Below are 25,260 nucleotides of genomic sequence, written 5' to 3'. Positions count from 1 at the left end.
CTGCCGCTCGTGATCCGACAACACCAGCTCGGCCAGCCTCGGCCCAGGACGTCCCATGCACTGACCAACGACGGATCAAGGACTCAGGACACTAGCATGCGCGGGGTGAACCTCTCCCACCTCTCCCACCTCGGCGTGCCGCTCGGGCCGATGATCCGCGTCCACGGCGGGTTCGCCAACCGGACGTACCGGCTCGACACCGACCAAGGGTCCTTCGCCGTCAAGGAGTTGAGCCCCGCCGACCGCCGCCGCCCCTACCGGGTCGAGGACGTGTTCGCCTTCGAGCGGGCGGCCTTCGCCGCCGGTGTCCCGATGCCGGAGCCGGTCGCCGCCGACCCGCACACGCTCGTGCACCGCTGGGTCGAGGGCGAGAAGGTGCCGGAGGAGCCGGTGCCGGAGGCGTACGCGTTCGAGGTCGGCCAGATCCTGGCCCGCCTCCACGCCCTCGACGTCCCGTGGACCCCCGAGCCGGCCGAGTCGGCCGAGGGGCCGACCCCCCGGGACTGGCCCGCACTCGCCGCGCGGGCGCAGGCGAGCGGACAGCCATGGGCCGGCGAACTCGCCTCCCGCGTCGGCACGTTCCTGGCCATCGCCGACTTCCTCGACGCCTGCGAGCGGCCCGGCCCCGTGGTGCTGACCCACCGCGACGTCCAGCCGTGGAACCTGCTCGCCCGGGCGGGCCGCCCGGTCCTGCTCGACTGGGAGCTCTCCGGCCCGCTCGACCTCTCCGGCGAGCTCGGCTCGACCGCGCTGGGCATCGCCAAGGGCCCCGGCCTCGACGACATCAGGCCCGCTGTCTTCCGCCGCGTCCTCGACGGCTACGCCGCGGGCGGCGGTGCGCTGCCGCCGCCGGGCCCCAGCTGGTTCGCGTACACGGTCGGCGGCTGGCTGGGGCACACCCGGTGGAACGTCCTGCGCTGCCTGGCCGGGGCCGAGGCGGGCACCGGCCCCGAGCTCGCGCTCTCCCACGCGTCCGTACGCGGCGGCCTGAACGGCCTGCCCGACCTGTTCGACCGGCTCCCGCAGCTGGAGGCGCTGCTCGCGTGAGGGCGGGCCCGCACGCGAGCAGCACGTCGAACCGGCCCTACTCCTTGATGAGGGCCTCGTACTGGGCGGCCGTGAGGAGGGTGTCCAGCTCGGCGGGCTCGGTCAGCTCCACTTCGATGAGCCAGGTGGCGTGCGCGTCCTCGTTGATGTCCTCGGGCGCGGCGTCCAGGTCCTCGTTGATGGCCGTGACCTTGCCGGAGACCGGGGCGTAGAGCTCGCTGACCGACTTGACGGACTCCACGCTGCCGAACGGCCGCCCGGCGTCGAAGGTGTCCCCCACCTTGGGGAGTTCGACGAAGACGATGTCGCCGAGCTGGCGCTGGGCGTGGTCGGTGATGCCCACCCGGGCCTTGTTCCTGCCGGTGGGCTGCACCCACTCGTGCGAGTCGGTGTACTTGAAATCCTTCGGGTAGGCCATGGCGTCTCTCCGTGGGGACGAGTTGTTGTGCTGACGGTCCGTCAGCCAGGGAGGAGCCTGCTACAGATCTCCGCCGCCGGGTGCGACCTTCACCCGACCGGGTGAGCGGGTGAACCACCACGCCAGCGCGAGGTTGGGCACCCAGCACAGCCAGGCGATCGCCAGGTAGGAGGTGCGGAAGTCCAGGTGGGCGACCTGGGCGGCCACCAGCATGAGGCGCAGCGTGACGGCGGCGAAGGTGAGGGCGAAGCTGCGGACCATCCAGCGCCGGTGGTCCTCCGCCCGGCGGTGCAGGATCATCCGCAGTCCGGTGGCGCCGGTGAGCAGCCAGGCGATGCCCAGGCAGGCGAAGCCGAGGGCGGAGACCGCGCCGCCGTAGGCGTGCGGCGCCAGCAGGAGTGCGCCGATGCCGCCGACCAGGCAGCCCAGCAGGTAGGTGGTGCCGACGGCGCGGTGCAGGCGCGGGGAGCGGCGGCGCAGCCGGGTGGAGAACTGCCAGGGCCCGAGGAGCAGAGCGACGGCGGCGCCGAAGATGTGGAGGCCCAGGGGCAGTTGGTGCGCCAGGTAGGTGGCGCGTTGTTGGGTGAAGTAGGTGTCCGGGTCGAAGCTCGCGTACTTGGCCGCGTACAGGACGATCAGTGTGGACAGCACGGTCATGACGGCCCAGCCGCCCCGAGTGATGCGCATGGCCCGAGTGTCGGGCGCACCGGCGGGCAGCGGGATGGGGGCATCCCCCCGATCCGCCCTGGGGCTGACCGGGGGATGGACATGTGACGGAGCGTCAATCGGGGCGCTGGCCGTGGAGGAGGAGGGGGAGGGCGCGGCCGGTGAGGGCTTCGGTGGTGCGGGCGGCCTGGGAGGGGGCCATGTGGTTGGGGAGTTCGTGGACGGGGACGAAGCGGGCGCCCAGGAGGCGGCTTCGCTTCTGCGGGGGGACGGTGAGGGGGTGTTCGTCGCGCAGGGTGCCGCCGTCGAAGACGAGGTTGAAGCGTTCCAGGTAGCGGTCGGAGGGGGTGTAGTCGAGGGCGACGGCGTGGGTCAGGCGCAGGATGATGCCGGTCTGGGCGTGGAGGTGGCGGGCGGCGGCGCGGTGCGGGGGCTCGTTGGCCTTGCCGGGGCCGCCGGGCAGGATCATGCCGTCGAGGTAGTCGGGGTCGACGAGCAGGACGTCGCCGTGCTGGTTGCGGACCAGGACGAGGCAGCCGAGCCGGCAGATGGGGGGCTTGGCGAGGAGGCGGGGGTCGTGCACGGGGAGTTCACTTCCTGAGAGCAGCGAAGAGAAGGAGGACGAGGCAGGCCCACCAGAGGAGGCGGGGGATGAGTTCAGTCGTCATAGGTGAGGCGCTCGTAGCGCAGGCCCTTGCGCAGCAGGTCGACGATCCGCAGCAGGTCCAGGGGGCGGGCCGTGAGGTGGAGCAGGTACTCGCAGGTGGAACGGCCGGTGTCCCAGTCGACTTCCAGGGTGGGCAGGTTGACCCGACCCAGGGCGAGGACGGTGGTCAGGTCGTCCAGGACGACGGCGGCCTGCCGGCGCTGCTCGGCAGTCACACGAGAGAGGGTCACAACTCCCCCGGCCGCTTGTGGACTTCGAAGAGCCGCCAGGCGGAGAACGCCTCGGTGAAGGAGGAGAAGCCGCTGCGCTCACCGTTGGGCCTGCACAGCCACGCCCCGGTGCACTCGTTGCGCACCCGGTAGCACCGGGCCTCGGTGTCCCAGCGGACACCGTACCCGTGGAGACGGGGGACTTGGTCTTGAGCCATGGCAAGGGGAACTCTCTGCGATGGAAGTTTCACGTTCTGTTGCACATGGTGGGGTAGTGGCGCCTACGATCGGAAGCAGCCTGCGACTTGCCACGGGTGCGCCAGAAGTTGGGGACTGCCATGAACAAGAAGAAGATTGATCCGGAGTCGAGCCCTTGGGCGCCGTTCGGCATCCAGCTCCGCAACTTCCGCGAGGCCCGGAAGCTCCTCCAGGAGGATCTGGCGCCGCTGCTGGAGTGCTCGCCGTCGCACCTCTCCTACATCGAACTTGCGCACCGGCCGCCGAGTCGCAGGCTCGCGGAACTGGCGGACATCGCACTCGACACCGGCGGCACGATGCTGCTGATGTGGTACCAGCTCAAGAACGCGGCGATCTTGGAAGGCTTCCCGGAGTGCGCTCGCTATGAGGGCCTTGCTGAAACGATCAGAATCTTCGAGAACGACTTCATCACGGGCCTACTGCAGACCCGGGCGTACATGACCACCCTCCAGAGAGCCTCTGTCAGGCAGGGCTTTTCGAGCGAGAAACTGGCCGAGGAGCGCATCGCCTTCCGCCTTGCCCGGCAGCAAGTTCTGGACCGGACCCCTCCTCCCCTCATCCACGTGGTGTTGGACGAGAGCTGTTTCAGGAAGGTCGTCGGCGGTCGTGACGTCATGATTGAACAGCTGCTTCATCTTGAGCAGTTGGCCGAACGTCCGAACGTAGTCATCCAGGTGGCGCCGTTCTCCCTAGCCGAGCACCGGCCCCTCACTCACATGCTGCATCTCCTTACCATGCCGAACCGCAAAGTTCTCGCTTACGGCGAAGTTGAGGTTCGCGGATACATCGACCGTGACACCAAGTCAATTGCTGCTTTGACGAAGCAGTACGATCGGCTGGCGGTCGAGGCCCTCGGCCAAGCCGAATCGCTGGCTTTCATTCGAGCGGTAAGGAGAGACCTGGAGTGGATGTCGACCTGACCGATGCCTCCTGGCGCAAGAGTTCGTACAGCAGCGCGAACGGCGGTGCCTGCGTCGAGGTTGCCGAGGGCTTCACCGGTGTCCAGCCCGTCCGCGACTCCAAGGACCCCTCCGGCCCCGCCCTGGTCTTCTCCGCCACCGCCTGGCAGTCCTTCGTGACCGCCGTCCGCACCGGCGAACTCGACGCCCGCTGACCCCAGCGCCTCAGCCCCGCCGCCCCGGCCCCCCGGGGCGGCGGGGCTTTCCCTGTTCCCCGGGCCACCGCGACTCCGGCCGGGAAGTCGACCCCGCCGACTTCCTGATCCGCCCCTCAGCGCACTTGACCTCAACCTCGCTTGAGGTCGAAGAATCCACGGTGTCGAAGTCGCCGTCACCGGACAGGAATGTGATCAGCATGCGGACCGTACAGGCAGTGCGTTTCGGGGGCCCCGAGGTTCTCGTCCCCAGCGAGGCGCCGGAACCCGCTCCCGGGCCGGGGCAGGTGCTGGTCGACGTCTCCGTCGTCGGCATCACCTTCGTCGAGACGCAGATCCGTCGTGGCGTCGACCCGTGGCACCCCAGGCCCGAACTCCCCTACGTGCCGGGCGGCATGGTGGCCGGCCGGGTGAGCGCCGTCGGGGAGGGCGTGGACCCCGGCTGGGCCGGCCGGTCGGTGCTGGCCGACGCCGGGTCGACGGGCGCCTTCGCCGAGCGGGTGGCGGCCGACGCGGGGAGCCTGGTCGCGGTGCCCGAGGGGCTGGGCCTGCCCGAGGCGGCGGCCCTGCACTCCGACGGCGCCACCGCGACGGGCCTGGTCGAGGGGGCCCGGATCGTCCCCGGGCAGTGGGTGCTGGTCGAGGCGGCGGCCGGCGGACTCGGCAGCCTGCTGGTGCAGCTGGCGCGATCCGCCGGGGCCAGGGTCATCGGCCTGGCCCGCGGGGAGCGCAAGCTCGACCTGGTCCGCGGCCTGGGCGCCGAGGCAGCCATCGACTACTCCTCCCCCGACTGGGCCGAGCAGGTCCTGCGGGTGACCGGCGGCGCGGGCGTCGACGTCGTGTTCGACGGCGTGGGCGGGGAGATCGGCCGTGCCGCCTTCGAGGTGACGGCCCGCCACGGCCGCTTCTCCGTGCACGGCGCCTCCAGCGGCCACCTCACGGCGATCACACCCGAGCAGGCGCGGCGGCGCGGGGTGGAGGTGCTCGGGATCGAGCAGCTGTTCTCCTTCCGGGCGCGGATGCGGCCGTGGCTGGAGCAGGTGATGGCGCAGGCCCTCGCGGGCCGGGTGCGGCCGGTGATCGGGCAGACCTTCCCGCTGGAGCGGGCCGCGGACGCGCACGCCGCGATTGAGGGCCGCACGGCCCTGGGCAAGACGCTGCTCCTGGTCCGACCGCGGCCGTCCCGGGGTGGCGGGTCCCGCGAGCGGTCCGTTCCGGTCGCTTTCGGCCAATAGCGGTCAGCAGCTGGTGCGGTGAGTGACCGACCCGTTACGGTCGGCCACGAACCAACCCCCGACCGAGGCGGTACACCATGGCCGTGAACCCCCGTATCGACGTCTCCACCTCCCTCGCCACCAGCGGGACCGACCTCACCCCGGAGGAACTCGCCGAAGTCGCGGCGACCATCGCCTCCGACATCTTCTTCACCACCGACATCGGCCTGCCGGGCGTGCGCGTGCCCGACGAGGTCTGGGAGCTACCGGGCGAGCGGGCGAGCGGCACCGCGGCCGTCTACTACGGCGGCGGCCGCACCCACCTGGAGAAGCCGTTCCTGTTCGCCGACGGCTTCAACTACGGCCCCAGCGACCTGCCCGCGCTGTTCAACCACTTCAACTCCCCCTACGAGAGCGGCCGTCCGGGCTTCCTCGACCAGCTCCTCACCCGCGGCCACGACGTCGTCCTGATCGGCTTCGACGAGCGCCACACCCACATCCAGCACAACGCCGACGTCGCGATCCAGGCGATCCGGCGCGCCATCGCCGAACGCGTCGGCGACCAGCCGCTGACCGTCGGCGGCGTCAGCATGGGCGGCATCATCACCCGCTACGCGCTCGCCAAGCTGGAGAACGACGGCATCGACCACCAGGCCGCCACCTACCTGTCCTGGGACTCCCCCCACAACGGCGCCTGGATCCCGCTGATCCTCCAGCAGATGGCGTACTTCTTCGAGAAGCTCGCCCCCGCCAGGCCCGGCGAGCCCTCCCAGGCCGACCTGATCCGCAGCCCCGCCGCCCAGCAGCTGCTCTGGGCCTGGGTCCCGGACGCCAAGTACTCGGGCGAGGTCGCCACCGCCAGCGAACTGCGCACCGCCTTCGTGCGCGAGCTCGCCGACCTCGGCGACTTCCCGCGCCGCCCGCGCCTGCTCGGCGTCGCCAACGGCCGCGGCGACGGCACCGGGCGCCCGCTGCCCGCCGGCGAGATCGCCTTCGACTGGCAGGCCCTGGTCGCCAGCGCCACCGCCCGCTTCCAGCCCGACCGGGGCACCGACCAGCGCATCGGCGGCATGCACGCCGGCCTGTCGCTGCGCCGCTCCACCACCACCGAGGTCCCGGCCCTGGACGGGGTGCCCGGCGGCACCCTGGACTCCTTCGGCAAGGTCGCCGACGCCATCAAGGCGAAGATCAGCGAGGAGCACCGCAGCGGCGCCTTCGTCCCGGCGGTCAGCGCCTGCGCGCTCGTCTACGACCCCATCGCCTGGGACGTCGACCCGAACCTCAACCTCCTCGACCAGGGCCCCGAGCGCTTCCACCTGAACGAGGTCGCCTTCGACGCCGAGAACACCGAGCACAGCCACGTCTCCGGCGTCCTCGTGGAATGGATCCTGGGCCGGCTCGACTGAGCAGCCACCCGCGCCTCGCAGGAAGCAGCACAGGGAGCGCAGTGGGAAGTCGGCCCGGCCGACTTCCCACTCCCCGCACAGCCCTCACCCGCTCCGGCCGCCGGCGTGCCGGTGGCGGCGGGCCCGGGGTGCCCTCAGGCGGGCGACGGTGCGGCGGGCGGCCTCCCGGTGGTCGGGGCGGGGCGCGGGCACCCGGGGGCCGGCCAGGTCGCGGGCGGTGAGGCACTGCGCGCCGACCCCGGCCCGGTCGGCGCGGCGGACGACGGCGAGGTGCCCCTCCCCGTGGGCCTCCTCGCCGTCCTCGTCGTCCGCAGGAGCCATCAGCACGCGCAGGTCCCGGTCGTTCGACCACTCCAGGGCGAGGACCTGACGGCCGCATCCGAAGTCGCGCCCGATCAGGGACCGGACCTCGCCGCTGTCCAGGTGCACGAGCAGCAGCTCCCCCTCGAAGTGGTAGCCGCCGTCGTAGTCCCCGGTGCCCACGGCCGGCAGGGGGCGGGCCGGACGGAAGGCCATCGCGTGCACGGGCAAGCCCGTGCCGATCAGCAGACGGCGCCGGGGGCCGCCGCTGACGTCGAAGACGCCGACCCTCCCGTCCCCGTCGTCCCCGCAGCCGTCCCCGCACGCCCCGGCGACGGCGAGCAGGGCGCGCCGCCGGTCCGGGACGGCCAGGACGGGCTCGCCGAGCACGGCGAACGGGTCGTCGGGGGTGCCGGGGGTGCCGGGGGTACCGGGGGCGTCGGGGGTACCGGGGGTGCCGGGGGTGCCGGGGGCGTCGGGGGTGCCGGGGCCGGTGGGCGGCGGTGGCGTCATGCCGGTGGTCCTCGCAGGGCGCGCCGGGCGGTGCCGCACCCCGTCCGAACTGCCCGTACGGGCACGCAGCGCTGCCCCCACGGCCCTTCCGCCGCACCGCGCCGCCGGATGACCATGGAAGGCCAGCGGACACCCCGGGGGGACACACCCATGCGCACACACGACGGCCGGCGGCAGCAGGGCGGCCGGGAGGACGGCACCCGGGCGGCGGGCACCGACCGCACCCCCGGCCCCGACCGCCGGCCCGCCCCGCGGCTGCTCGCCCTCCAGGCCGCCGCGGGCAACGCCGCCGTGGTCCGGATGGTGCAGCGCTCCGCCGTCGACGGCGTACTGCGCAGCGCGGGGCGCCCGCTGCAGGAGGCGACCCGCGCCGAGATGGAGGCCCGCCTGGGCGCCGACTTCTCCAACGTCCGCCTCCACGAGGGGGCGGCGGCCCGCGCCTCGGCGGCCGAGGTCGGCGCCCGCGCCTACACCTCCGGCCACCACGTCGTCATCGGGGAGGGCGGCGGCGACAAGCACACCCTCGCCCACGAGCTGACCCACGTCATCCAGCAGCGGCACGGCCCCGTGGCCGGCACCGACACCGGCACCGGACTGCGGGTCAGCGACCCCTTCGACCGCTTCGAGCGCGAGGCGGAGGCCACCGCCCGCCGGGTCATGTCCGGGCCCGCCCCCGCGGCGGCCGCGGTGGAGCAAGGCACGGCCCGTGCCGGGGCCGGCGGCGCGCTCCAGCGCACCGCCTCCGACGACCTGCCCCAGCCCGAGGAGCCGTCGGCGGCCGTCCCCGAACTGCCGGCCGCCCTCGTCCAGCAGCTGCAGGAGGCGAAGGAGACGACCGGGTCGGACGCGAAGGCCGTACGCCAGGCGGCACTGGACGCGCTGCTGCGCTACGTCCTGGACCACCTGCCGCAGGCCGTGGCGGACGAGGACAACCTCGTCCTCGGCTACAAGCACTCCCGCCAGGGCGCGGGCAAGGCCATGGCCCTGACCACGACCGGCACTTCGGGCGACAAGGTCACCATGGCGCTGTACCGCAACCTGTTCGACGACTACGGCCCCGCCGTCATCCACAGCACGCTGCGCCACGAACTCATCCACGCCGCCCAGGCCATGCTGATGCCCGACGAGGACGCCGCCGACGGCGGGGACCCGCACGTCTACATGGACGTGATCAGCGACATCGGGCAGGAGACCTTCACCCTGCTCCAGCAGCCGATGCGCGAGATCGAGACCCACGTGTGGGAGCTGGAGCACGCGGGCCGCACCGGGATCGACGCCGGCTACCTGAAGGAGACCGTCGACTACCTCCTGGAGTACGCGGACGCGCTGTCCGCCAACCTCGGCCAGGCGGCCGTCACCGACCGGCACGTCGAGTACTGGAAGGCGTACCTGGAGAACTCGGTGACCGCGCTCGGGAAGGCCGCCGCCACGCCCGCCGTCACCACCCACCCCGACCGGGCCCTCGCCGGCAGGATCGCCGGGGCGCAGGCGCGGCTGCGGGGCGCCGTCGACGCCAAGGAGGCGGCGGCCCCGGCGGGCGGCAAGCGGGCGGGGGGCACCGGGCGCGGTGCCACCGGGCAGCGCAAGCGCGGCAAGGGCGGCGAGGGCGGCGAGGACTGACGGTCCGTCAGTAGCCGTAGGGCTGAGGTGAGTTGCGCCGGCCCCACGGCCTGCGGGGGTGGCGCACGGTGACCCGCCCGAAGCTCTTCCTGCCGATCAGCTCGATCCGCAGCCGGACCGGGGTGCCCGGGTCCGGGTCCCGGTGGCCCTTCACCTTGGAGAACTCCAGGCTCAGGCCGTAGGGGTCGACCACGATGCCCGGGCCGACGATCAGCGTCAGGTTTCCGCCCTGCATGTCGACGTCGACCTCCAGGGTGTCGTGGGTGATCACCGCCTGGGTGAAGTCCAGCTTCACATGGCACCACTCGGCGGCGATCTCCAGGCGGCGCGGCAGCACCCAGGCGCCCACCCGCTCGGTCCTGGTGAACTTCTGCTCGATCCGCAGGACGTCCCTGCCCTCCGCCACCACCCCGGTGGCCGAGACCGACACCGGCGGCAGGTCGGCGGTCAGCGCGGCCAGGTCGGCGACGGTGCGGGCCGACAGGGCGGCCTCCACCCGCTCGTCCAGCTCCTCCGGGCTCAGCCGGCCGTCGCCCGCGGCCACGCCCAGGGCGGCCACCACCCGGTCCCGGTCCGCGTGCGAGGCCCGCAGCGCGGGCGGGGCGGCCTGCGGGGCCGCGGACTGCGGGGCCGCGGACTGCGGGGCCGCGGACTGCGGGGCCGCGGGCCGCGGGGAGGGCGAGGTCTCTCCAGGCATGGCTTCCGGTCCCCGTCCTGAATTCGGTGAAGGTCCTCGCACCGGGGTGAGCGGCACGCGGACGGCAACTTACGCTATATCGCGATACGGTATATCGCGTTGTGCGCTCCCCGCCAGGCCGGGAGCCTCAGGAACCGGCGGACTTGCGCAGGCGCTTGGCCAGGGCCGGGTCCGACTCCCACCACAGGCCGTTGCCGGCGCCCTCCCCCTCGGCGCTCTCCCCCTCGGCGGGCCCGGCGGATCCGGCGGGCTCGTCGCCGTGGACGGCCGGGAGGTAGGAGTCGCCGACCGCCCGCAGCCGCAGCGTCAGGCCCGGGACGGCCCGGACGGCGGCGAGCATCAGCAGCAGGGCCACGACGGTGTAGTACCAGGGCAGCACGGTGCGGGCCAGGACCGGCAGCAGGAAGGCGTACCCGAGACCGGTGCCCCGGCCCGAGAGCAGGAACTCCCGGTCCTCGCCGACCTCCACGGTCACCGCGTTGGAGCGGGTGCCGTCCCAGACCGTGAGCCCGACGGCATGGGTCCCGGCGGGCACCGGGAAGCGGGCGACGGCGCCCTGTCTCACCCGGCCGACCCGCACCCCGTCGATCACCACGCCGTACGAGCCCTTCACCAGGGCCACCAGCGGCGATTCGGCGTGCACGACGACGGTACCGGTCATCAACAGTCCCCCAGGAGCGGTGATCATCAAGCGGAGCGCGCCCATGATAGGGGCCGCCCGCGGCCCGCGGCACCTCAGCCCGGACGCCGTACGTCCTCGTAGCACGGGGCCGTGCGCCCCCAGTCGTGGTAGCCGCGGATCCAGGCGGCGTGGGCGTCGGCGTAGCGGGCCAGTTCGGGTACGCGGCCGCCCAGGTCGCGTTCCAACTGCGCGAGTCCGGCGCGTAGTTGGAGGAAGGTCTCGACGGAGCGGCGGGCCGTGCCGGCGACCTCGCGCAGGGCCTCGGGGCGGGCGCGGCCCTGGTGGCGCATCAGGCTCAGCACGAGGTTGGGGCGCCCGGCCGCCTCGTCGCGTTCCAGGGCGTGGACCTCGTTCATGGCGATGATCGCGTCGCAGGCGGCGATCCGCATGCCCTCCAGGTGGCTGGAGCACCAGGCCGGCAGCGGGACCTCGTAGTGGCCGGCCCGCTCGGCGAGGGCGAGCAGCGGGCGCAGGCCGATCGTGCGGCGGCGGGCGCGCAGGTGGGCGGCGGGGTCGGGCAGGACGCCCAGGACGCGGTCGGCGATCTTGGTGGGCCAGCCGGCCAGGTAGTCGACCCAGTCGTGGGCGGTGCGCCGGCGCCACTCCTGGGACATGCCCTGGCCCATCCGCTGCCAGCAGTCGGCGAAGGCGGCCACGGCGGGGGCGGCCCCCGCGCCGGGGCGGGTCCCGTAGCGCAGGTGGTCCACCAGGTCCTGGCACAGGGCGACGGCGTCCTCGGTGCGGGCGGCGGCGGGCCGTGCGCCCGACCCGTCGTCCGGGCGGCCGTCGAGGCGGCCGTCGAGGCGGCCGTCGAGGCGGCCGTCGAAGTGGTCGTCGAAGTGGTCGTCGAAGTGGTTGTCGAGGAGGTAGAGCCAGCCGAGCAGGTCGAAGCAGAGGTCGAGGTCGGCGCCGGCGGCGTACGGGAAGCCGTACGCGGCGCTGTCGGCCACCCGGGAGGAGGCGTAGCGGCGCAGCGCGTCCTCGCCGTGCAGCAGGCCCGACTCCCGTACCCAGGCCAGGTGGTGGCGGCGGGCCCGGGGCAGGTCGGGGCTGACCCGACTCTCCAGGGGCACCGTGAACTCGACGTCCTGGGGCATACGCCTTCCGCACTCCCGACCGGTTCGGGGCCTGACGGCCCGGGCGAGGACCGCCGGCGCCCCCGTGGACGGTCCGGGCCCAGCGTGGTGGACCCGGCGGCGGCTGCGGAAGAGCGCAAAGGGGAGCACCCCCGGCGCACGCCGCGGCAATCACCGCCGGGTCGGTGCCCGCGCGCGGGCCCGCGTCCCCTCCGGCGGGGCGGGGGCTACCCGCCGGCGGGGGCGGCCATGCCCCAGGAGGTGTCGGGGGCGGCGATGCCCCGGTAGCCGTCGGCCGGGGCGGCCCCGCCCCGGGAGGTGTCCGCCGGGGCGGCGGTGTCCGCGGGGGCGGTGCCGCCCCACGAGGTGTCGGCGAAGGCCCGGCCGCCGCCGAGGGCGAGCAGGGCGGCGGCGGCGGTGCCGACGGCGATGCGCTCGCGCCTGTGGATCCTCCGACGTTCGCCGGGCCGGATCCGACAGTAGATCAGGAGGCGTGCAGTTGTTCGATCCTTTCCGGAATCCGGGGCCCGCACAGGAGGCCACCCCCGTCGACCTCCTGTGCGGGCCGCGCCGGGCCGGTCGGCCGGTCCGGTCGGACCGTGCCGGGCCGGGCCGGGCCGGGCCGGTCGGTCCGGGAGGTCGCCCTCGCCGCCCATGTCGGCGGTGGTACGGCGCAGCACGTTGATCGTGGTGACGACGTCGGCCTCGTCGACGCCCTGGTGGGCCCGGAGGTGGACGCGGTGGACGCGGTGGTTGCGGTCGCGGGCGCGCAGGCGGGCGGCCTCGCCGTCCTCGGTGAGGGTCACGGCGCCGGTGGCGGCGGACTCCAGGAGCCGGCCGCGGGCGGTGAGGCCGTCGAAGACGGCGGTGGAGTCGGTGGCGAGGTCGTCGTAGCGGGCCGGCCGCCGGGCCAGGGTGGCGCGGTTCCAGCGGCCGGGGGGGGGTGGCGGCGGCGTGGTCGCGCGTCCACCAGTGCGGCCGGGTGAGGCCTTCGACGGCGAGCTGCTCGCGCAGGGCGCCCACCACCCGGTGGAACACCTCGGCGCTCCAGGCGCCGACGGGCTGGGCGGCCAGGACCGCGTGCGGGTACTCCTCGAACGCCACGGCGGTGCGCCCCCTTCACTGTTCGGACTTCGGGACGCGCCCACCGTAGGAGCTCAAGTCGCCTTGAGGTCAACCCGGTTCGCAAGGGGACGGTGGCGCCGTGGCGGCGGGTTCAGGCCGACCCCGGGCACGCCCCGGGCACGCCCCGGTCCGGGTGCCGGGGCGGGCGGGGGTCCTTTCGTGCGGTCGGCGCCGTGCCGAAACCGTCGTGCCGGAGCGGGAAGTCGTCCCCGCCGGCTTCCCGCTCCCCCGGGCCGCTCCCCGCCGCCGCGGGGCCAGGGCTGACGTGGTTGCGTGGCAGAGGGATCGGGCGGCACGGTGGTGCTGATGTGCAGGCTGCCGGGGGCGGGCAAGAGCACCTACGCGGCGGGCCTGGTGCGGCGCGGCGGGCGTCCGGCTGTCGATCGACGAGGCGGTGTGGCGGCGGCCCGGGCGGCGCGACGCGGGGCCGGTGCCGACGCGGGAGGCGTTCGACCGGCCCAAGGAGGAGGTCCGCCGCGAGCAGCGGCGGGAGTTGGTGGCGCCGATGCGGGCCGGGCGCGACGTGGTGGTGGACCACACGTTCTGGAGCCGGGCCGCCCGGGACGACTACACGGCGCCGGTGGAGGCCCACGGCCGCCGGTGGGAGCCGGTCCGCCTCACGGCCGACCGGGCGACGCCGGAGCGCCGCCCGGCGGTACGCAACGGCCGGGCGGGCGCGGACCGCGCCACCGTGGACGAGGCGCAGTTGGCCCGCTACCCGGCCGCCTTCGAGGAGCCTGACCGCGAGGGCGAGCGGGTCGTGCCGCAGCCTCCGGGGCGAGGCCCCGGGGCGGGCGGCGGGGCTCTCCCAACCTGAACCACCCGTACGAGTGATCGTCATCACCGGGAGCGGGACCGGGACCGGCGAACCGGGCCCCGGCCCACCGCTCCACCGGTTCACGCCCGGTCCGCGACGGTACGGGCGAAATCGGCGACGAAGGCGGTGATCAGGCGCGCGAACGCGGTGCGGTCGCCCTCGCTCCAGCCCGCCATGGCCTGGGCGAAGACCACACGGCGCAGCCGGTGGGCGGCCTCCGCCTGCGCGCGCCCGGCGGGGGTGAGGGCGAGCAGGGTGCGGCGGGCGTCGCGCGGGTCGCTGCCGCGTTCCAGCCAGCCCTGCTCGACGGTGCGCAGTACCAGGCGGCTGGCCCGGGGCTGGTCGACGCCCAGGGCGGCGGCGACGTCGGTGACGGCGCACGGGCCGGGGTGGGCCTCGACCGCGTCCAGGACGCCGAACAGGGTGGGGTCGATCGCGCCGGCGCCCCCGGGCCGGGCGATGCGGCCCAGCGAACGGCGGGTCTGGCTGTGGCGGATGGCGACCATGGCGCGTTCGACGGCGGCGGCGGACGCGTCCTCGACGGCGGTGTCCGGCCCGGTTTCCTGGTACTTCCTCTCCCGCTCAGACATACATGCTAGGTTACAACTTTTGTCAAAGGACATGTATCAGGGGGGACCTGTTATGCCCGAAACCGCCACACCCGCCGCCACACCCGCGCACGTGCCCGCCGCCGGCCTGCCCGACGTGCCCGGGCAGCGCCCGCTCGGGTACTGGCTGCGCCACATCGACGGCGCCATCGAGCAGTCCATGGCGCGCCTGTTCGCCGCCGACGCGCTGAGCCGGCGCGACTGGCAGGTGCTCAACACCCTCTCCCACGGGCCGACGGACACCACCGCCCTCGACACGGCGCTGGCCGCCTTCCTCTGCCCCCAGGAGCCGACCGTGCGCCCGCACCTGGAAGGGCTCGCCGCCCGCGGCTGGGTCGCCCTCGACACGGACGGGCGCGCCGCCCTCACCGGGCAGGGCCGCAGCGCCCACCGGCGCGTGGCCGCGCAGGTCGCCGGGCTGCGGGAACGGCTGGCGGCCTGTCTGACGCCGCAGGAGCTCACCACCCTGACGAACCTGCTCGTGCGCTGGGCCGGACATCTGGACACCCTCGCCCAGGCGCGGTGAGCCCACCGGCCCGCCCCGCACCGGGCGCCCACCGACGAACCCCGACGAACCCCGACGAACACCGACGGACTCCGGCGATCACCGGTGAACACCGGCGAACTCCGGTGATCACCGGCGGACTCCGGTGGTCACCGGTGCCCTAGGGACTGTCCGGCGGATCAGGCGCGAGCGTGATCCGCCGGACGCCGGGGTGGTTCAGACGATGGAGAACTGAGCGATGTACTCGGCGAACGGTGGGATTCCCACTTCTGCACGGCGCTCGTCCATGCGCTCGGGCTCCTCGCAGGGCCACGGGGTCGGCGAGCCGTCCTTCACGCCGGCGATCTGCGTCCCGTAGATCTGCTTCCGCCCCTCGTTCACAAGGGTGCGATCCCGCAGGAAGGCAAGATCTCGCGGGCTGGCGGTGCCGTCGGCCACTGTCTGCTCCATCAGCCGCAACGCGCGCCGCTGAACGTCGAGCTGCCGGTCGGCGTGTTGCGCGATCAGCCACGCGGCCCGGGCCGCGTCCTCACCGACCAGTTCCGCGGTCGGCCATCCGTGCGCGTCCATGATCTCGCTGAGACGGTCCGCGTGCTGCGCGGTCAGGCGCCGCCAGACCAACTGCTCCGCCGGGTCTTCGCTGTTCGCATAGCGCGCGGCCTGGTGATCTTCCGCAACCATCATGTTGAGCTCCGCAGCCACTGCGGCAATGTCAGACGCCATCCCGACTCCAAGTCAGATCGAGTTTCTCGCTGGTCATCCGCAACCTTAGGTGTGCAAATCACGACAAAATCTCCTCCCGGAGGACGGTGACAGGCACGTCCGAATCTTGGGATACTTGATCTACCGACGGAGCCAGAGCCGGATCGACGCAACGCTGACTGTCCCGTGGAAGACGTAGACGCGTTTGTCGAAGCGCGTCGCGACGGCGCGGAAGTGCTTCAGGCGATTGATCGTGCGCTCGACTTCATTGCGGCGCCTGTACATCTCCTTGTCGAAGCCCGCCGGCCGACCACCCTGACTGCCTCGACGTCGCCGGTTGGCCCGCTGGTCCTTGGGCTCCGGAATGGTGTGCTTGATCTGGCGTCTGCGCAGGTAGCGACGATTGCGGCGGAAGCTGTACGCCTTGTCGCCGCCCAGGTGGTCAGGACGGGTGCGCGGACGGCCGCCACCGAGGCGCTTGACCCGAACACGCTCCAGAACGGGGATCAGCTGGGGACTGTCACCCCATTGACCCGGCGTGATCAGTAGAGCCAGCGGCCGGCAGCTGCCTTCCCCGGCCAGATGGATTTTGCTCGTCAGACCGCCCCGGGAGCGTCCGAGTCCCTCGTCGGGGCGGTGCTGCCGAGGCGTTGATCTATTTTCGGGATCCGCGGTGCTCTATGCGGAGCCCCGGCCGCGTGCTGGTGAGCTCGGCATGAGGTCGAGTCGACGCTGACCATGCTCCAGTCCACCTGCCCCTGAGCGTCGGCGTCGGCCAGCACGGCCTGAAGGATCCTGTCCCAGGTCCCATCCGCGGACCAGCGCCGATGCCGCTCGTAGACGGTCTTCCAGCTCCCGAACCGCTCCGGCAGATCACGCCAGGGCACTCCCGTGCGGACCCGGAACAGGATCCCGTTGATCACCTGCCGGTGGTCGCACCAACGCCCGCCGCGACCACCGGACTTCGGCAGATGCGGCTCAAGCCGCATCCACTCGTCCCCGGTCAGATCTCCCCGCCCCATGACCAGAGCAACGATCAGATCGTCGGACAGTCCCTAGGCGTGTCTGACAATTCGCGTCGGATCAGCGCGCGGCGTCGGGGTGCGTGCATCGCAAGGCGGAGGAGGGAGTCCATGCGGTGGGGGCGCCTCCCGGCCGAAGGCTGGGGGCCATCGGCGACCGACGACAACGCGGCGAGGCGCGCTTGTGCCCTGGGGGTACCTCCCGGCCGAAGGCTGGGGGAGCGTCGCGCGCCCGGCGGGAACTGTCAGACACGCCCTAGGGTGGCGGCCATGCCCACACCCATCGAACTGGTGATCTTCGACTGCGACGGCGTCCTGCTGGACAGCGAGCGCCTGGCGGTGCGGATCGACGCGCAGGTGTGCGCGGCGGTCGGCTGGCCGCTGTCCGAGGCGGAGATCGTGGAGCGCTTCGTCGGCCGCAGCCACGCCCACATGAGCGCCGAGCTGCAGGCGCACGCGAGCGTGCCGCTGGAACCCGGCTGGGAGGAGGCCTTCCAGCACCTGTACGACGAGGCGTTCGCCGCCGAACTCACCCCCGTGGACGGGGTGGTGGAGGCCCTGGCACAGCTGGCGCGGGCCGGCGTACGGGACTGCGTGGCCTCCTCCTCCGGTCACGGCCGGCTGCGCCGCACCCTGGGGCGGACCGGGCTGCTGGCCCGCTTCCAGGGGCGGGTGTTCAGCGCCGAGGACGTCGCGCACGGCAAGCCCGCCCCCGACCTGTTCCTGCACGCCGCCGCCACCACGGGCGTCGCGCCCGGGGCCTGCCTCGTGGTGGAGGACAGCACGTACGGGGTCGCCGCCGCCCGCGCGGCCGGGATGCGCTCGCTGGGCTTCCACGGCGGCCTCACCCCCGCCCACCGGCTGACCGGCCCCGGCACCCGCACCTTCGACGACATGCGCGAGCTGCCCGCCCTGGTGGCGGCCGCCGGAGAACTCCCGCTGCCCTGACCGCCCCCGCCGCACCCGCCGCACCCGGCGAGCCCGGCGAGCCCGGCGCACCCGGCCTGCCCGGCGTGCCCGGCGTGCCCGGCGTGCCCGGCGGTGAACGGTCACGGCAGCCCGCCCCGTTGTGCCAGGTGGGGGGACCGTACGGCACCGGCGCGGTGGCGGCGTGGCGACAAGGAGGCGGAGCGTGGCGGCGGACCACACGGTCATCGAGCAGGTGCGGCGGCTGGGACGGGGCCCGGAACGGGACCTCTCCCCCGACTACGGGCTCCTGCCCCCGGCCCGCCCGGCCGAACCCGACTGGCGACGCCCCCTGGACTCCCTGGGCACGGTGCTCATCCCCCCGCAGGCCCGACCCGCACCCGCCACACCCGCCACACCCGCGACGCCCGCCCTCCCGGCGCCGCCTCCCCCGCCGTACGCCCCGCCCCTGCCCGCCCCCGCACCGGTACCGGTACCGGCGCCCGTCGCCGCGCCGGCGCCCGTCGCCGCCCCGCCCGCCCCGGCCCGGCGCCCCCGGCTGCTGGGCGCCGGCCTGGGCGCCGGGCTGGGCCTGGGCCGGGGCGAGCAGCGCGAACGGGAACGGCTGGAGGCCCTCATCCGCACCCCGCTGCACCGCTCCTTCCGGATCGCGGTCATCGGCCTCAAGGGCGGCGTCGGCAAGACCTCCGCGACACTCGGGCTCGGCAGCGTCCTCGCCCAGACCCGCTCCGACAAGGTCGTCGCCGTCGACGCCAACCCGGACACCGGCACCCTGAGCCGGCGCATCCGCCGCGAGAGCCCCGCCACCGTCCAGGACCTGCTCGCGGCCGCACCCTCCATCACCGGCTACATGGACATCCGCCGCTTCACCTCGCTGACCCCCAGCGGACTGGAGGTCCTGGCCAACGACACCGACCCCACCGTCGCCGACACCTTCGGCGGCCAGGACTACCGGCGACTGGTCGACCTCCTCGCCCGCCAGTACCCGATCGTCCTCGCCGACTGCGGCACCGGCCTGCTGCACGACTCGATGAACGCCGTACTCGACCTCGCCGACCAACTCGTCATCACCGCCACCACCAGCGTCGACGGCGCCAGCGGCGCCGACACCACCCTGGACTGGCTGCACGCCAACGGCTACCACGACCTCGCACGACGCAGCATCACCCTCATCTCCGGCATCCGCGCCAAGAACCGCACGATCAACACCGACGACCTCCTCACCCACTTCCGACAACGCTCCCGCGCCGCCCTCCTCCTCCCCTTCGACGAACACCTCGCCCTCGGCGCCACCTTCGACCCCACCCGCCTGCACCCACGCACCCGCCGCGCCTACCTCCACCTCGCCGCCCACGTCACCGAAGGCATCCACCCCACCAACACCTGACCAGCCACCACCGGGCCCGACACCACGGACCCCGACGGGACGGACCGGCACGGACCGGAACCGCCCCCCGGCCCGGGCCACGGACACGGTCACGCAACGGTGCCACCGCCCGTCGGCCCACCTACCCATCGGCCCACGCGCCAGGCGTGCCCGCGTGCCAAGCGTGCCAGGCGTGGCAGCGGGCGCCACGGCCTGGGCGTGTGATCGATCCGGCGCGGTTCGGTACCGGCCTCGTGGTGGGCCGGTCCGCGGCACGGCCCGCCGGTGACGGGAGCAGGCCCACGGCGTGGCGGGTCGCGGGGCGGCGGTTCTTCGACTCGGGTGGGCGTCGGGGGCCGGGCCCTCAGAAGCGCGACAGTCGCGCGAACGGCTCGCACCGCACGCCAAGGCTCCACCGCCGTCCCGAAAACACTCGGACCAGTGATCGTCGTGGCCTCGGCGCCAGGCTGTCCGCCCGGGTCATGCCCCCTGGGCCTCCGGCACGGACAGGCACTCGGCGAGCAGGTCGACGACGTCGCGCCAGGCTCGCTGCGCGTGCCGCGGGTGGTAGCCGACGCCGGGGACCGTGGCATGGTCGACCGGGGGGTGGTGGAAGGCGTGCAGGGCGCCGCCGTAGACCGTCAGGCGCCAGTCGACACCCGCGGCCTGCATCTCAGCGGTGAACGCGTCCCGTTGCGCGGGCGCCATGATCGGGTCCTGCGACCCGACCCCGGCCCACACCGGGCAGCGAATGCGCGCCGCCCCGCCCGGCCGGCCCGTGGTCAACGCGTCGACCGTCCCGATCGCGCGCAGGGCGGCGCCGTCGCGCCCCAGTTCCAGGGCGACGGCGCCCCCGGTGCCGTAACCGACGGCGGCGATCCGGTCGGGGTCGGTCCGCGGTTCGCCGCGCAGCACGTCGAGCCCGGCACGGCCGATGCCCCGCATCCGGTCCGGATCGGCGAGCAGCGGCAGGCACCGGGCCGGCATCTCCTCAGGGGCGCCCACATAGCGCCCGCCGTGGAGGTCGAAGGCCAGCGCCACATACCCCAGCCCGGCGAGTGCCTCGGCCCGGCGGCGCTCGACGTCACCGAGCCCCATGCCCTCCGGTCCGAGCAGCACCGCGGGCCGGCGGTCGACACCCGCCGGGAGAGCGAGGTGGCCGATCATCGTCAAACCGTCCGCCGGGTACGCGACCGCACGCGTCGCAATCGTCCCCATGGAACCGGACAGTAGTGATCCTCGAGCCCGGACCCGGTGGTGTTCTGCCGCCGGCAGAACACCGACGGAACAAACACCGGGAAGAAGCCAAAGGCCCGAGCCACCCACCACCGCCCCGCACACACGGCACACACGGACTGAAAACAACAGACGCGGCCGTGACACCGGGTCAGACCTGCCAACGACCCGGACGCCACCCACGACGGCGAGCGGCCGCACACACGACGGCCAGACCCACAGTGACGGTGACAGTGGACAGCACAACGACAGCCACCACAGCAGCCCGGCCCGGGGCGGGGTCCGGGGGCGGGGGTGCCAGGAGGGCGGCCCGCGGGGCGGGGAGGGCGGCCGCGGCGCTGGGCACGGTGGCGGTCAGGGCGGCGAGGGGGTCGACGGTGCCGTAGCCCAGGCGGGGGTCGGGCAGGGCGGTGCCGGGGTGGTAGGCGGTGGCTTCGAGGCGCTCGCGCAGGTGGGCCGGGTCGAGGTCGGGGTGGTGGCCGAGGAGCAGGGCGGCGGTACCGGCGACGACGGCGGTGGCGAAACTGGGGCCGCTGGCGGTGAAGTAGCCCTTGCCGGCCGGTCCGGTGCTCATCATGGCCTCACCCGGGGCGCTCAGATCGACCCGGGCACCGGCGGCGCCCGTACCGGCAGCGGTACCGGCGCCGGCAGCGGTGCCGGCCGGGGCCACGCCGACACTCGTCCCCGTCCCCGTCCCCGTCGTCCCCGTCCGCGTGCTCCCGTCCGCGCCCGTCGCCGCCGCGCCGCCGCCCGGGGCCAGGGCGGCGACGGTGAGGACCTGCGGCGGGGCGGAGGGCACGTTGGCGTTGGCGCCGCCCTGGTCAGGGGTGGCGGGGGCGATCACCAGGACGCCCTTGGTGTCGGCGTGGCGCAGCGCGTCGTCGAGGGCGGTGTCACCGGCGGGCAGGGGCAGGGCGGAGGCGATGATGCGGGCGCCGGCGTCGGCGGCGTCCCGGATGCCCTTGGCGAGGAGGGCGGGGGTGGTGGTGCCGGTGTCGTCGGTGACGGCGACGGCGAGGATGCGGGCCTCGGGGGCGATGCCGGCGAAGCCGGTGCCGTCCTGGTGACGGGCGGCGATCAGTCCGGCGAGGAAGGTGCCGTGGCCGACGCAGTCGCGGGTGGAGTCGCCGGTGCCGTACTCGCGCGGGCCGGGTACCAGGCGCTCTCCCAGGACGCCGGAGGCGCCGTCGACGCCGGAGCCGACGACGGCGACGGTCACTCCGGCGCCGCGGCTGAGCGGCCAGGCGGCTTCGGGGCGCAGGAAGGCCTGGGCCCAGGGGGTGCGGTCGGTGCCCTTGTCGGAGGGTCTGAGGCAGTCGCCGGGGCGGGTGGCGGGGCGGTTCTGGGCGATGACGGGCAGGGCGGAGGGGTCGCCGGGGGCCGCCGCGGCCGGAGCGGCGGCGGCGGCCGGGACGGCGGCCAGCGCGCAGGCGAGAGCCCCGGCGGTGAGGGTGCCGGCGGTGCGGCGGGCGCTCACACCGTGCTCCCCTGCAGCAGGGCGGGGATGTCCTGGGGCAGCAGCAGGCTCAGTTCGGACACGTCGCCGATCTCCAGGCGGGCCAGACGTCCGGCCTGACGGGTGACCATGGCCTCCAGGGTCTGCCGGGCGAAGCGGCCGTTGCCGAAGTTGCGGTCGCGGGGCACGGCCGCGCACAGTGCGGCCAGCGCGGTGAGGGTCTCGGGGGCGCAGAGGTAGCCGGCGTCCTCGGCCTGGCGGGCGACGATGGTGACGAGTTCGTCGGCGCTGTAGTGGTCGAACGCGATCTGCTGGGGGAAGCGGGAGGCCAGGCCGGGGTTGGAGGCGAGGAAGCCGCGCATCTCGTCCTCGTAGCCGGCGACGATGACCACGACCTCGTCGCGGTGGTCCTCCATCAGCTTCATCAGGGTGTCGACGGCCTCCTGGCCGAAGTCGCCGGAGGCGGCACCGCCGCGCGGGGTGAGGGTGTAGGCCTCGTCGACGAACAGCACGCCGCCGCGGGCACGTTCGAAGGCGTCCTTGGTGAGCTGGGCGGTGTGGCCGATGTAACGGCCGACCAGGTCGGCGCGGGCGGTCTCGACGAGCTGGCCGGTGGGCAGGACGCCGAGTTCGGCGAGCAGGGCGCCGTAGAGGCGGGCGACGGTGGTCTTGCCAGTGCCGGGCGGACCGGCGAAGACCAGGTGATGGCTGATCCTGGCGACGGGCAGGCCGGCCTCCTCGCGGCGGCGGGCCTGGGTGATCAGGTTGACCAGGTTCTCGACCTGTTCCTTGGCGGCGCTCAGGCCCACCATGGCGCGCAGTCGGGCGAGCAGGTCGCTGCCGCCGTCGGTGCCGGGGGCGGGGGCGCGGACGGCCTCGGCGCCGAGGTCCTCGGGCAGCAGCAGCGGCAGGTCGGCGTCGGTGACCTCGGCCAGGGCGGCGAGCCGGGAGGCCTGGCGGTCGACCATCTCCTCGAAGACCTTGCGGGCGGCGCGGCCGTTGCCGAAGTCCGCGCCCTTGGGCATGCGGGTGAAGTGCGCTTCCAGGGCCTGGCTGGTGGCTTCGGCGAGGTCGAAGCCGTGGGCGGCGGCGGCCCGTTGGACGATGGTGACCAGTTCCTGCGGCGAGTAGTTGCGGAACTCGACGGTGCGGCTGAAGCGGGAGGCCAGGCCGGGGTTGGAGGAGAGGAACTCGCGCATCTCCTCGGAGTAGCCGGCCACGATCACCACGATGTCGTCGCGGTGGTCCTCCATCAGCTTGACCAGGGTGTCGATGGCCTCGCGGCCGAAGTCGGGGCCGGTGCCGCCGCCTCCGGCGGACAGGGTGTAGGCCTCGTCGATGAACAGCACGCCGCCGAGCGCCTCGGTGAACACCTCGGTGGTCTTGATCGCGGTGCCGCCGACGATCGCGGCGACCAGGTCGGCCCGGGCCACCTCGGTCAGGTGCCCGCTGCGCAGCACGCCGAGTTCGGCCAGGATGCTGCCGTAGAGGCGGGCGACGGTGGTCTTCCCGGTGCCGGGCGGCCCGGCGAAGATCAGGTGCCGGCCCATGGGGAGGGCGGGCATGCCGGCCTGTTCGCGGCGCCGGGCCAGCTTGTTGAGGTTGACCAGGGTGGCGACCTGTTCCTTGACGCCTTCCAGGCCGACGAGGGTCTGGAGGGCCGCCTGGGGGCCCTCGGGGTCCGGTGGCAGGGGTTCGGTGGCGGCGCCGTAGGGCCCGGGGGCGCTCTCGCGGCCGTCGCCGTACGCGTCGCCGGGCCCGTACGCGTCGCCGTGTCCGTCGCCCTGCCCGTAGCCGTCGCCGGGTCCGTAGCCGTCGCCGTCGCCGTACGCGTCGCCGTCGGTGGGGGCGGCGCCGGTGGGGCGGGTGCCGGGTGTGGCGCCGGGGCGGGCCTGGGCGCTGCCGTGGCTGTCGGCGTGGGCGTTGTCGCGGCTGGTGAGCTCGGTGACCGCCAGGCGGGTGCCGGGCCTGCTCTGGCGCAGGCCGGAGCCGCGGTTGCCGGTGACGGTGCAGCCGGTGACGCGGACGGGTTCCTCGGAGTCCACCCGCAGGCCGTCGCGGGCGTTGTCGGCCAGTTCGCAGCCGGTCAGGGCGGCCCGGGAGCCGACGGCGAGCAGGACGCCGTGGCGGCGGTTGCCGTGGACGCGGGTGCGGGCGGCGGTGAGTTCGCCGTCGTCCTCGACGAGCAGGCCGTCGCCGGTGCAGTCGGCGATGTCGCAGTCGCGCAGCGAGGCGAGGCCGCCGGGGCCGATCTCGACGCCGTTGACCCCCGCGCCGGCCGCCCCGGCGGGGCCGGTGGTCGTGGTGGTGCCGCGCACGGTGGTGTTGCCGACCTGGGTGTTGCCGCCGTCGGAGACCCGCAGGGCGGCGCGCGCGCCGGTGCGCAGCAGGCAGGACTCCAGGCGCCCGCGGCCCTCGCGCAGCACCTCGACGCCGTGGCCGCCGACCTCGGCGACGTCCAGGCGGCGCAGCAGCGGGTTGGCGCCGTCGCGCACGACGACGCCGCTGCCGGCGGCGCCGCGCACCTCCAGGCGGTCGAACTCGGCGGCGCTCTCGCCGGTGAGGTCGACGGCGTCGCCGGCGCCGGCGGTGACGGTGGTGCGGGTCAGGACCGGGCTGGAGGACTCGTCGACCAGGACGCCGGTGCCCTGGGCGTCGGCGACCTGGCACTCCTCGAAGCGGCCGCGGGAGCGGCCGGTGACGTGGATGCCGTGGCCCTTGGTGCGGGCGGTGCGGCAGCGGCGCACCAGCGGGTCGGTGGCGCCGGCCAGGACCAGGCCGTGGCCGCGGGTGGTGTCGAGGGTGCAGTCCTCCAGCAGGACCTGGGCGGTGGAGCTGACGTAGACGCCGATCGCGACGTCGCGCACGGTGGTGCGCAGGACCCGGGTGGTGCTGTGCTCCTCCAGGGCGATGCCGGGTTTGTCGGTGGCGGAGATCTCGCAGTCCTCGATGGAGCCGCGGCCCTCGCCGTTGGCGCACACGCCGTTGCCGCGGGCGTCGCGCAGGACGCAGTTGCGCACGACGGGGTTGGCGCGTTCGCCGATCACGACGGCGGAGCTGCCGAGGTGTTCGATGGTGCAGTCCTCGATGACGCTGGTGCCGGTGGAGGTCTCGACGATGCCGGCGCCGGCCGGGTTGACGACCCGGCAGCCGCGCATGGCCAGGGAGCCCTGGCCGCGGGTGAGGACGGCGGTCCAGGAGTTGCCGACCACCTCGCAGTCCTGGAGGGCGGCCTGGCCGCGCGGGACGTCGACGGTGGGCAGTTCCTCGTCCTGGCCCTGGAGGACCAGGCCGGTGAGCTGGACGGCCTCCGCGACGACCTGGACGACGGCGCCCCGGCGCGGGGAGATGCGCACGCTCCCGCGGGCCTCCTCGGCGGTGATGGTCACCATCTTGGTGATCACCAGGTTCTCGTCGTAGCGGCCGGGGCGGACGCTGATCACCGCTCCGCTGCGGGCCGCCTCCAGGGCGGCGCCGATCGTGCGGTAGCCGCCCTCGCGCGGCTCCGCACCGACCGTCAGCACATGGCGGGTCATGGGGCGTTCTCCTCCGTCGTTCGTGGCTGTGGTGCCGGTGGTGCTCGGTCGTGCGGGTTCGTACGGGGTCCGT

At 74.2% G+C, this 25,260-nt stretch carries 26 protein-coding genes; 10 read left to right on the top strand and 16 right to left on the bottom strand.

The genetic code is table 11. The annotated features are described in order from the left end of the window. Nucleotides 1-105 precede the first annotated feature (105 nt). Nucleotides 106-1,047, top strand: a complete 942-nt coding sequence (locus ACFXOZ_RS15425) for a phosphotransferase family protein (RefSeq protein WP_380590684.1) — start codon at nucleotides 106-108, stop codon at nucleotides 1,045-1,047. Between the two features lie 37 nt (nucleotides 1,048-1,084). Here ACFXOZ_RS15425 and gcvH read toward each other — a convergent pair whose 3' ends face one another. From gcvH to ACFXOZ_RS15400, 5 genes are all read right to left on the bottom strand, one after another. Next, nucleotides 1,085-1,465 (bottom strand): glycine cleavage system protein GcvH, encoded by a 381-nt coding sequence (gcvH, locus tag ACFXOZ_RS15420; RefSeq protein WP_380590681.1) that lies wholly within the window; start codon nucleotides 1,463-1,465, stop codon nucleotides 1,085-1,087. A 60-nt stretch (nucleotides 1,466-1,525) separates the two neighbouring features. Next, on the bottom strand, nucleotides 1,526-2,152 hold the full coding sequence (locus ACFXOZ_RS15415) for a DUF2306 domain-containing protein (RefSeq protein ID WP_380590678.1): 627 nt from the start codon (nucleotides 2,150-2,152) through the stop codon (nucleotides 1,526-1,528). Nucleotides 2,153-2,246: 94 nt separating this feature from the next. Beyond that, the gene (locus tag ACFXOZ_RS15410) at nucleotides 2,247-2,714 is read right to left on the bottom strand and encodes an NUDIX domain-containing protein (RefSeq protein WP_380526932.1); all 468 of its coding nucleotides are present in this window, start codon (nucleotides 2,712-2,714) and stop codon (nucleotides 2,247-2,249) included. Between the two features lie 74 nt (nucleotides 2,715-2,788). Then, complete coding sequence (locus ACFXOZ_RS15405) at nucleotides 2,789-3,013, bottom strand: hypothetical protein (RefSeq protein WP_380526929.1); 225 nt, start codon at nucleotides 3,011-3,013, stop codon at nucleotides 2,789-2,791. Nucleotides 3,014-3,024: 11 nt separating this feature from the next. Next, nucleotides 3,025-3,225, bottom strand: a complete 201-nt coding sequence (locus ACFXOZ_RS15400; RefSeq protein ID WP_380590675.1) for a hypothetical protein — start codon at nucleotides 3,223-3,225, stop codon at nucleotides 3,025-3,027. Nucleotides 3,226-3,345: 120 nt separating this feature from the next. Between ACFXOZ_RS15400 and ACFXOZ_RS15395 the strand changes: the two genes are divergently transcribed. The 4 genes from ACFXOZ_RS15395 to ACFXOZ_RS15380 all read left to right on the top strand — a co-directional run bounded on the left by ACFXOZ_RS15395 (nucleotide 3,346) and on the right by ACFXOZ_RS15380 (nucleotide 6,999). Continuing rightward, the gene (locus tag ACFXOZ_RS15395; RefSeq protein ID WP_380526927.1) at nucleotides 3,346-4,185 is read left to right on the top strand and encodes a Scr1 family TA system antitoxin-like transcriptional regulator; all 840 of its coding nucleotides are present in this window, start codon (nucleotides 3,346-3,348) and stop codon (nucleotides 4,183-4,185) included. Then, nucleotides 4,170-4,379 (top strand): DUF397 domain-containing protein, encoded by a 210-nt coding sequence (locus tag ACFXOZ_RS15390; protein ID WP_380590673.1) that lies wholly within the window; start codon nucleotides 4,170-4,172, stop codon nucleotides 4,377-4,379. Before ACFXOZ_RS15395 ends, ACFXOZ_RS15390 begins: the two co-directional genes overlap by 16 nt. 200 nt (nucleotides 4,380-4,579) lie before the next feature. Beyond that, a complete protein-coding gene (locus ACFXOZ_RS15385) occupies nucleotides 4,580-5,614 on the top strand; it encodes a zinc-binding dehydrogenase (RefSeq protein ID WP_380590670.1) in 1,035 nt (344 codons plus the stop codon). Nucleotides 5,615-5,697: 83 nt separating this feature from the next. Then, entirely contained in the window at nucleotides 5,698-6,999 is a 1,302-nt protein-coding gene (locus tag ACFXOZ_RS15380) for a hypothetical protein (protein ID WP_380590667.1), read from the top strand. Between the two features lie 84 nt (nucleotides 7,000-7,083). Here the strand turns inward: ACFXOZ_RS15380 and ACFXOZ_RS15375 are convergent, their stop codons facing one another. Next, the gene (locus ACFXOZ_RS15375) at nucleotides 7,084-7,812 is read right to left on the bottom strand and encodes a hypothetical protein (protein ID WP_380590665.1); all 729 of its coding nucleotides are present in this window, start codon (nucleotides 7,810-7,812) and stop codon (nucleotides 7,084-7,086) included. A 150-nt stretch (nucleotides 7,813-7,962) separates the two neighbouring features. Between ACFXOZ_RS15375 and ACFXOZ_RS15370 the strand changes: the two genes are divergently transcribed. Next, entirely contained in the window at nucleotides 7,963-9,432 is a 1,470-nt protein-coding gene (locus ACFXOZ_RS15370; RefSeq protein ID WP_380590662.1) for a DUF4157 domain-containing protein, read from the top strand. A 7-nt stretch (nucleotides 9,433-9,439) separates the two neighbouring features. On the opposite strand, the gene ACFXOZ_RS15365 is transcribed toward ACFXOZ_RS15370, so the two are convergent. The 4 genes from ACFXOZ_RS15365 to ACFXOZ_RS15350 all read right to left on the bottom strand — a co-directional run bounded on the left by ACFXOZ_RS15365 (nucleotide 9,440) and on the right by ACFXOZ_RS15350 (nucleotide 12,693). After that, a complete protein-coding gene (locus ACFXOZ_RS15365; protein ID WP_380590659.1) occupies nucleotides 9,440-10,129 on the bottom strand; it encodes a DUF1707 domain-containing protein in 690 nt (229 codons plus the stop codon). A 127-nt stretch (nucleotides 10,130-10,256) separates the two neighbouring features. Continuing rightward, nucleotides 10,257-10,790: a hypothetical protein gene (locus tag ACFXOZ_RS15360; protein ID WP_380526913.1), complete on the bottom strand. Its 534-nt coding sequence runs from the start codon at nucleotides 10,788-10,790 to the stop codon at nucleotides 10,257-10,259. Nucleotides 10,791-10,864: 74 nt separating this feature from the next. Beyond that, complete coding sequence (locus ACFXOZ_RS15355; RefSeq protein ID WP_380590656.1) at nucleotides 10,865-11,908, bottom strand: pentalenene synthase; 1,044 nt, start codon at nucleotides 11,906-11,908, stop codon at nucleotides 10,865-10,867. Nucleotides 11,909-12,114: 206 nt separating this feature from the next. Further along, nucleotides 12,115-12,693 (bottom strand): hypothetical protein, encoded by a 579-nt coding sequence (locus ACFXOZ_RS15350; protein WP_380590653.1) that lies wholly within the window; start codon nucleotides 12,691-12,693, stop codon nucleotides 12,115-12,117. 695 nt (nucleotides 12,694-13,388) lie between these two features. Between ACFXOZ_RS15350 and ACFXOZ_RS15345 the strand changes: the two genes are divergently transcribed. Beyond that, nucleotides 13,389-13,829 (top strand): AAA family ATPase, encoded by a 441-nt coding sequence (locus ACFXOZ_RS15345; RefSeq protein WP_380590693.1) that lies wholly within the window; start codon nucleotides 13,389-13,391, stop codon nucleotides 13,827-13,829. A gap of 80 nt (nucleotides 13,830-13,909) precedes the next feature. Here ACFXOZ_RS15345 and ACFXOZ_RS15340 read toward each other — a convergent pair whose 3' ends face one another. Continuing rightward, nucleotides 13,910-14,419, bottom strand: coding sequence for a MarR family winged helix-turn-helix transcriptional regulator (locus ACFXOZ_RS15340; protein ID WP_380590650.1), 510 nt, complete (start codon nucleotides 14,417-14,419; stop codon nucleotides 13,910-13,912). A 52-nt stretch (nucleotides 14,420-14,471) separates the two neighbouring features. Between ACFXOZ_RS15340 and ACFXOZ_RS15335 the strand changes: the two genes are divergently transcribed. After that, complete coding sequence (locus ACFXOZ_RS15335) at nucleotides 14,472-14,963, top strand: MarR family winged helix-turn-helix transcriptional regulator (protein ID WP_380590647.1); 492 nt, start codon at nucleotides 14,472-14,474, stop codon at nucleotides 14,961-14,963. A gap of 195 nt (nucleotides 14,964-15,158) precedes the next feature. On the opposite strand, the gene ACFXOZ_RS15330 is transcribed toward ACFXOZ_RS15335, so the two are convergent. After that, entirely contained in the window at nucleotides 15,159-15,665 is a 507-nt protein-coding gene (locus ACFXOZ_RS15330) for a DUF6624 domain-containing protein (protein WP_380590644.1), read from the bottom strand. Nucleotides 15,666-15,785: 120 nt separating this feature from the next. Beyond that, a protein-coding gene (locus ACFXOZ_RS15325; RefSeq protein ID WP_380590641.1) for an IS5 family transposase occupies nucleotides 15,786-16,666 on the bottom strand; the annotation gives its coding sequence in 2 pieces (ribosomal slippage) (nucleotides 15,786-16,303 and nucleotides 16,303-16,666; 882 coding nt in all). 270 nt (nucleotides 16,667-16,936) lie between these two features. Here ACFXOZ_RS15325 and ACFXOZ_RS15320 point away from each other — a divergent pair. Next, nucleotides 16,937-17,614 carry an HAD family hydrolase gene (locus ACFXOZ_RS15320; protein ID WP_380590638.1) on the top strand — a complete coding sequence of 226 codons (678 nt, stop codon included), beginning with the start codon at nucleotides 16,937-16,939 and terminating at the stop codon, nucleotides 17,612-17,614. 184 nt (nucleotides 17,615-17,798) lie between these two features. Further along, nucleotides 17,799-18,980: a MinD/ParA family protein gene (locus tag ACFXOZ_RS15315; RefSeq protein ID WP_380590635.1), complete on the top strand. Its 1,182-nt coding sequence runs from the start codon at nucleotides 17,799-17,801 to the stop codon at nucleotides 18,978-18,980. Between the two features lie 459 nt (nucleotides 18,981-19,439). On the opposite strand, the gene ACFXOZ_RS15310 is transcribed toward ACFXOZ_RS15315, so the two are convergent. The 3 genes from ACFXOZ_RS15310 to ACFXOZ_RS15300 form a co-directional block, all read right to left on the bottom strand. Continuing rightward, nucleotides 19,440-20,177, bottom strand: a complete 738-nt coding sequence (locus ACFXOZ_RS15310; protein ID WP_380590632.1) for a dienelactone hydrolase family protein — start codon at nucleotides 20,175-20,177, stop codon at nucleotides 19,440-19,442. A gap of 169 nt (nucleotides 20,178-20,346) precedes the next feature. Next, the gene (locus ACFXOZ_RS15305) at nucleotides 20,347-21,672 is read right to left on the bottom strand and encodes a S8 family serine peptidase (RefSeq protein ID WP_380590629.1); all 1,326 of its coding nucleotides are present in this window, start codon (nucleotides 21,670-21,672) and stop codon (nucleotides 20,347-20,349) included. Then, nucleotides 21,669-25,187, bottom strand: a complete 3,519-nt coding sequence (locus tag ACFXOZ_RS15300; protein WP_380590626.1) for a right-handed parallel beta-helix repeat-containing protein — start codon at nucleotides 25,185-25,187, stop codon at nucleotides 21,669-21,671. The genes ACFXOZ_RS15305 and ACFXOZ_RS15300 overlap by 4 nt, the downstream gene beginning before the upstream one ends. Between the last annotated feature and the right edge of the window lie 73 nt (nucleotides 25,188-25,260).

It is taken from the genome of Kitasatospora sp. NPDC059160 (assembly GCF_042755465.1).
In the GTDB taxonomy this organism is placed as follows: domain Bacteria; phylum Actinomycetota; class Actinomycetes; order Streptomycetales; family Streptomycetaceae; genus Kitasatospora.
Note: the sequence above shows the minus strand (reverse complement) of the source record. Positions and strands in the feature narration are given on the sequence as shown.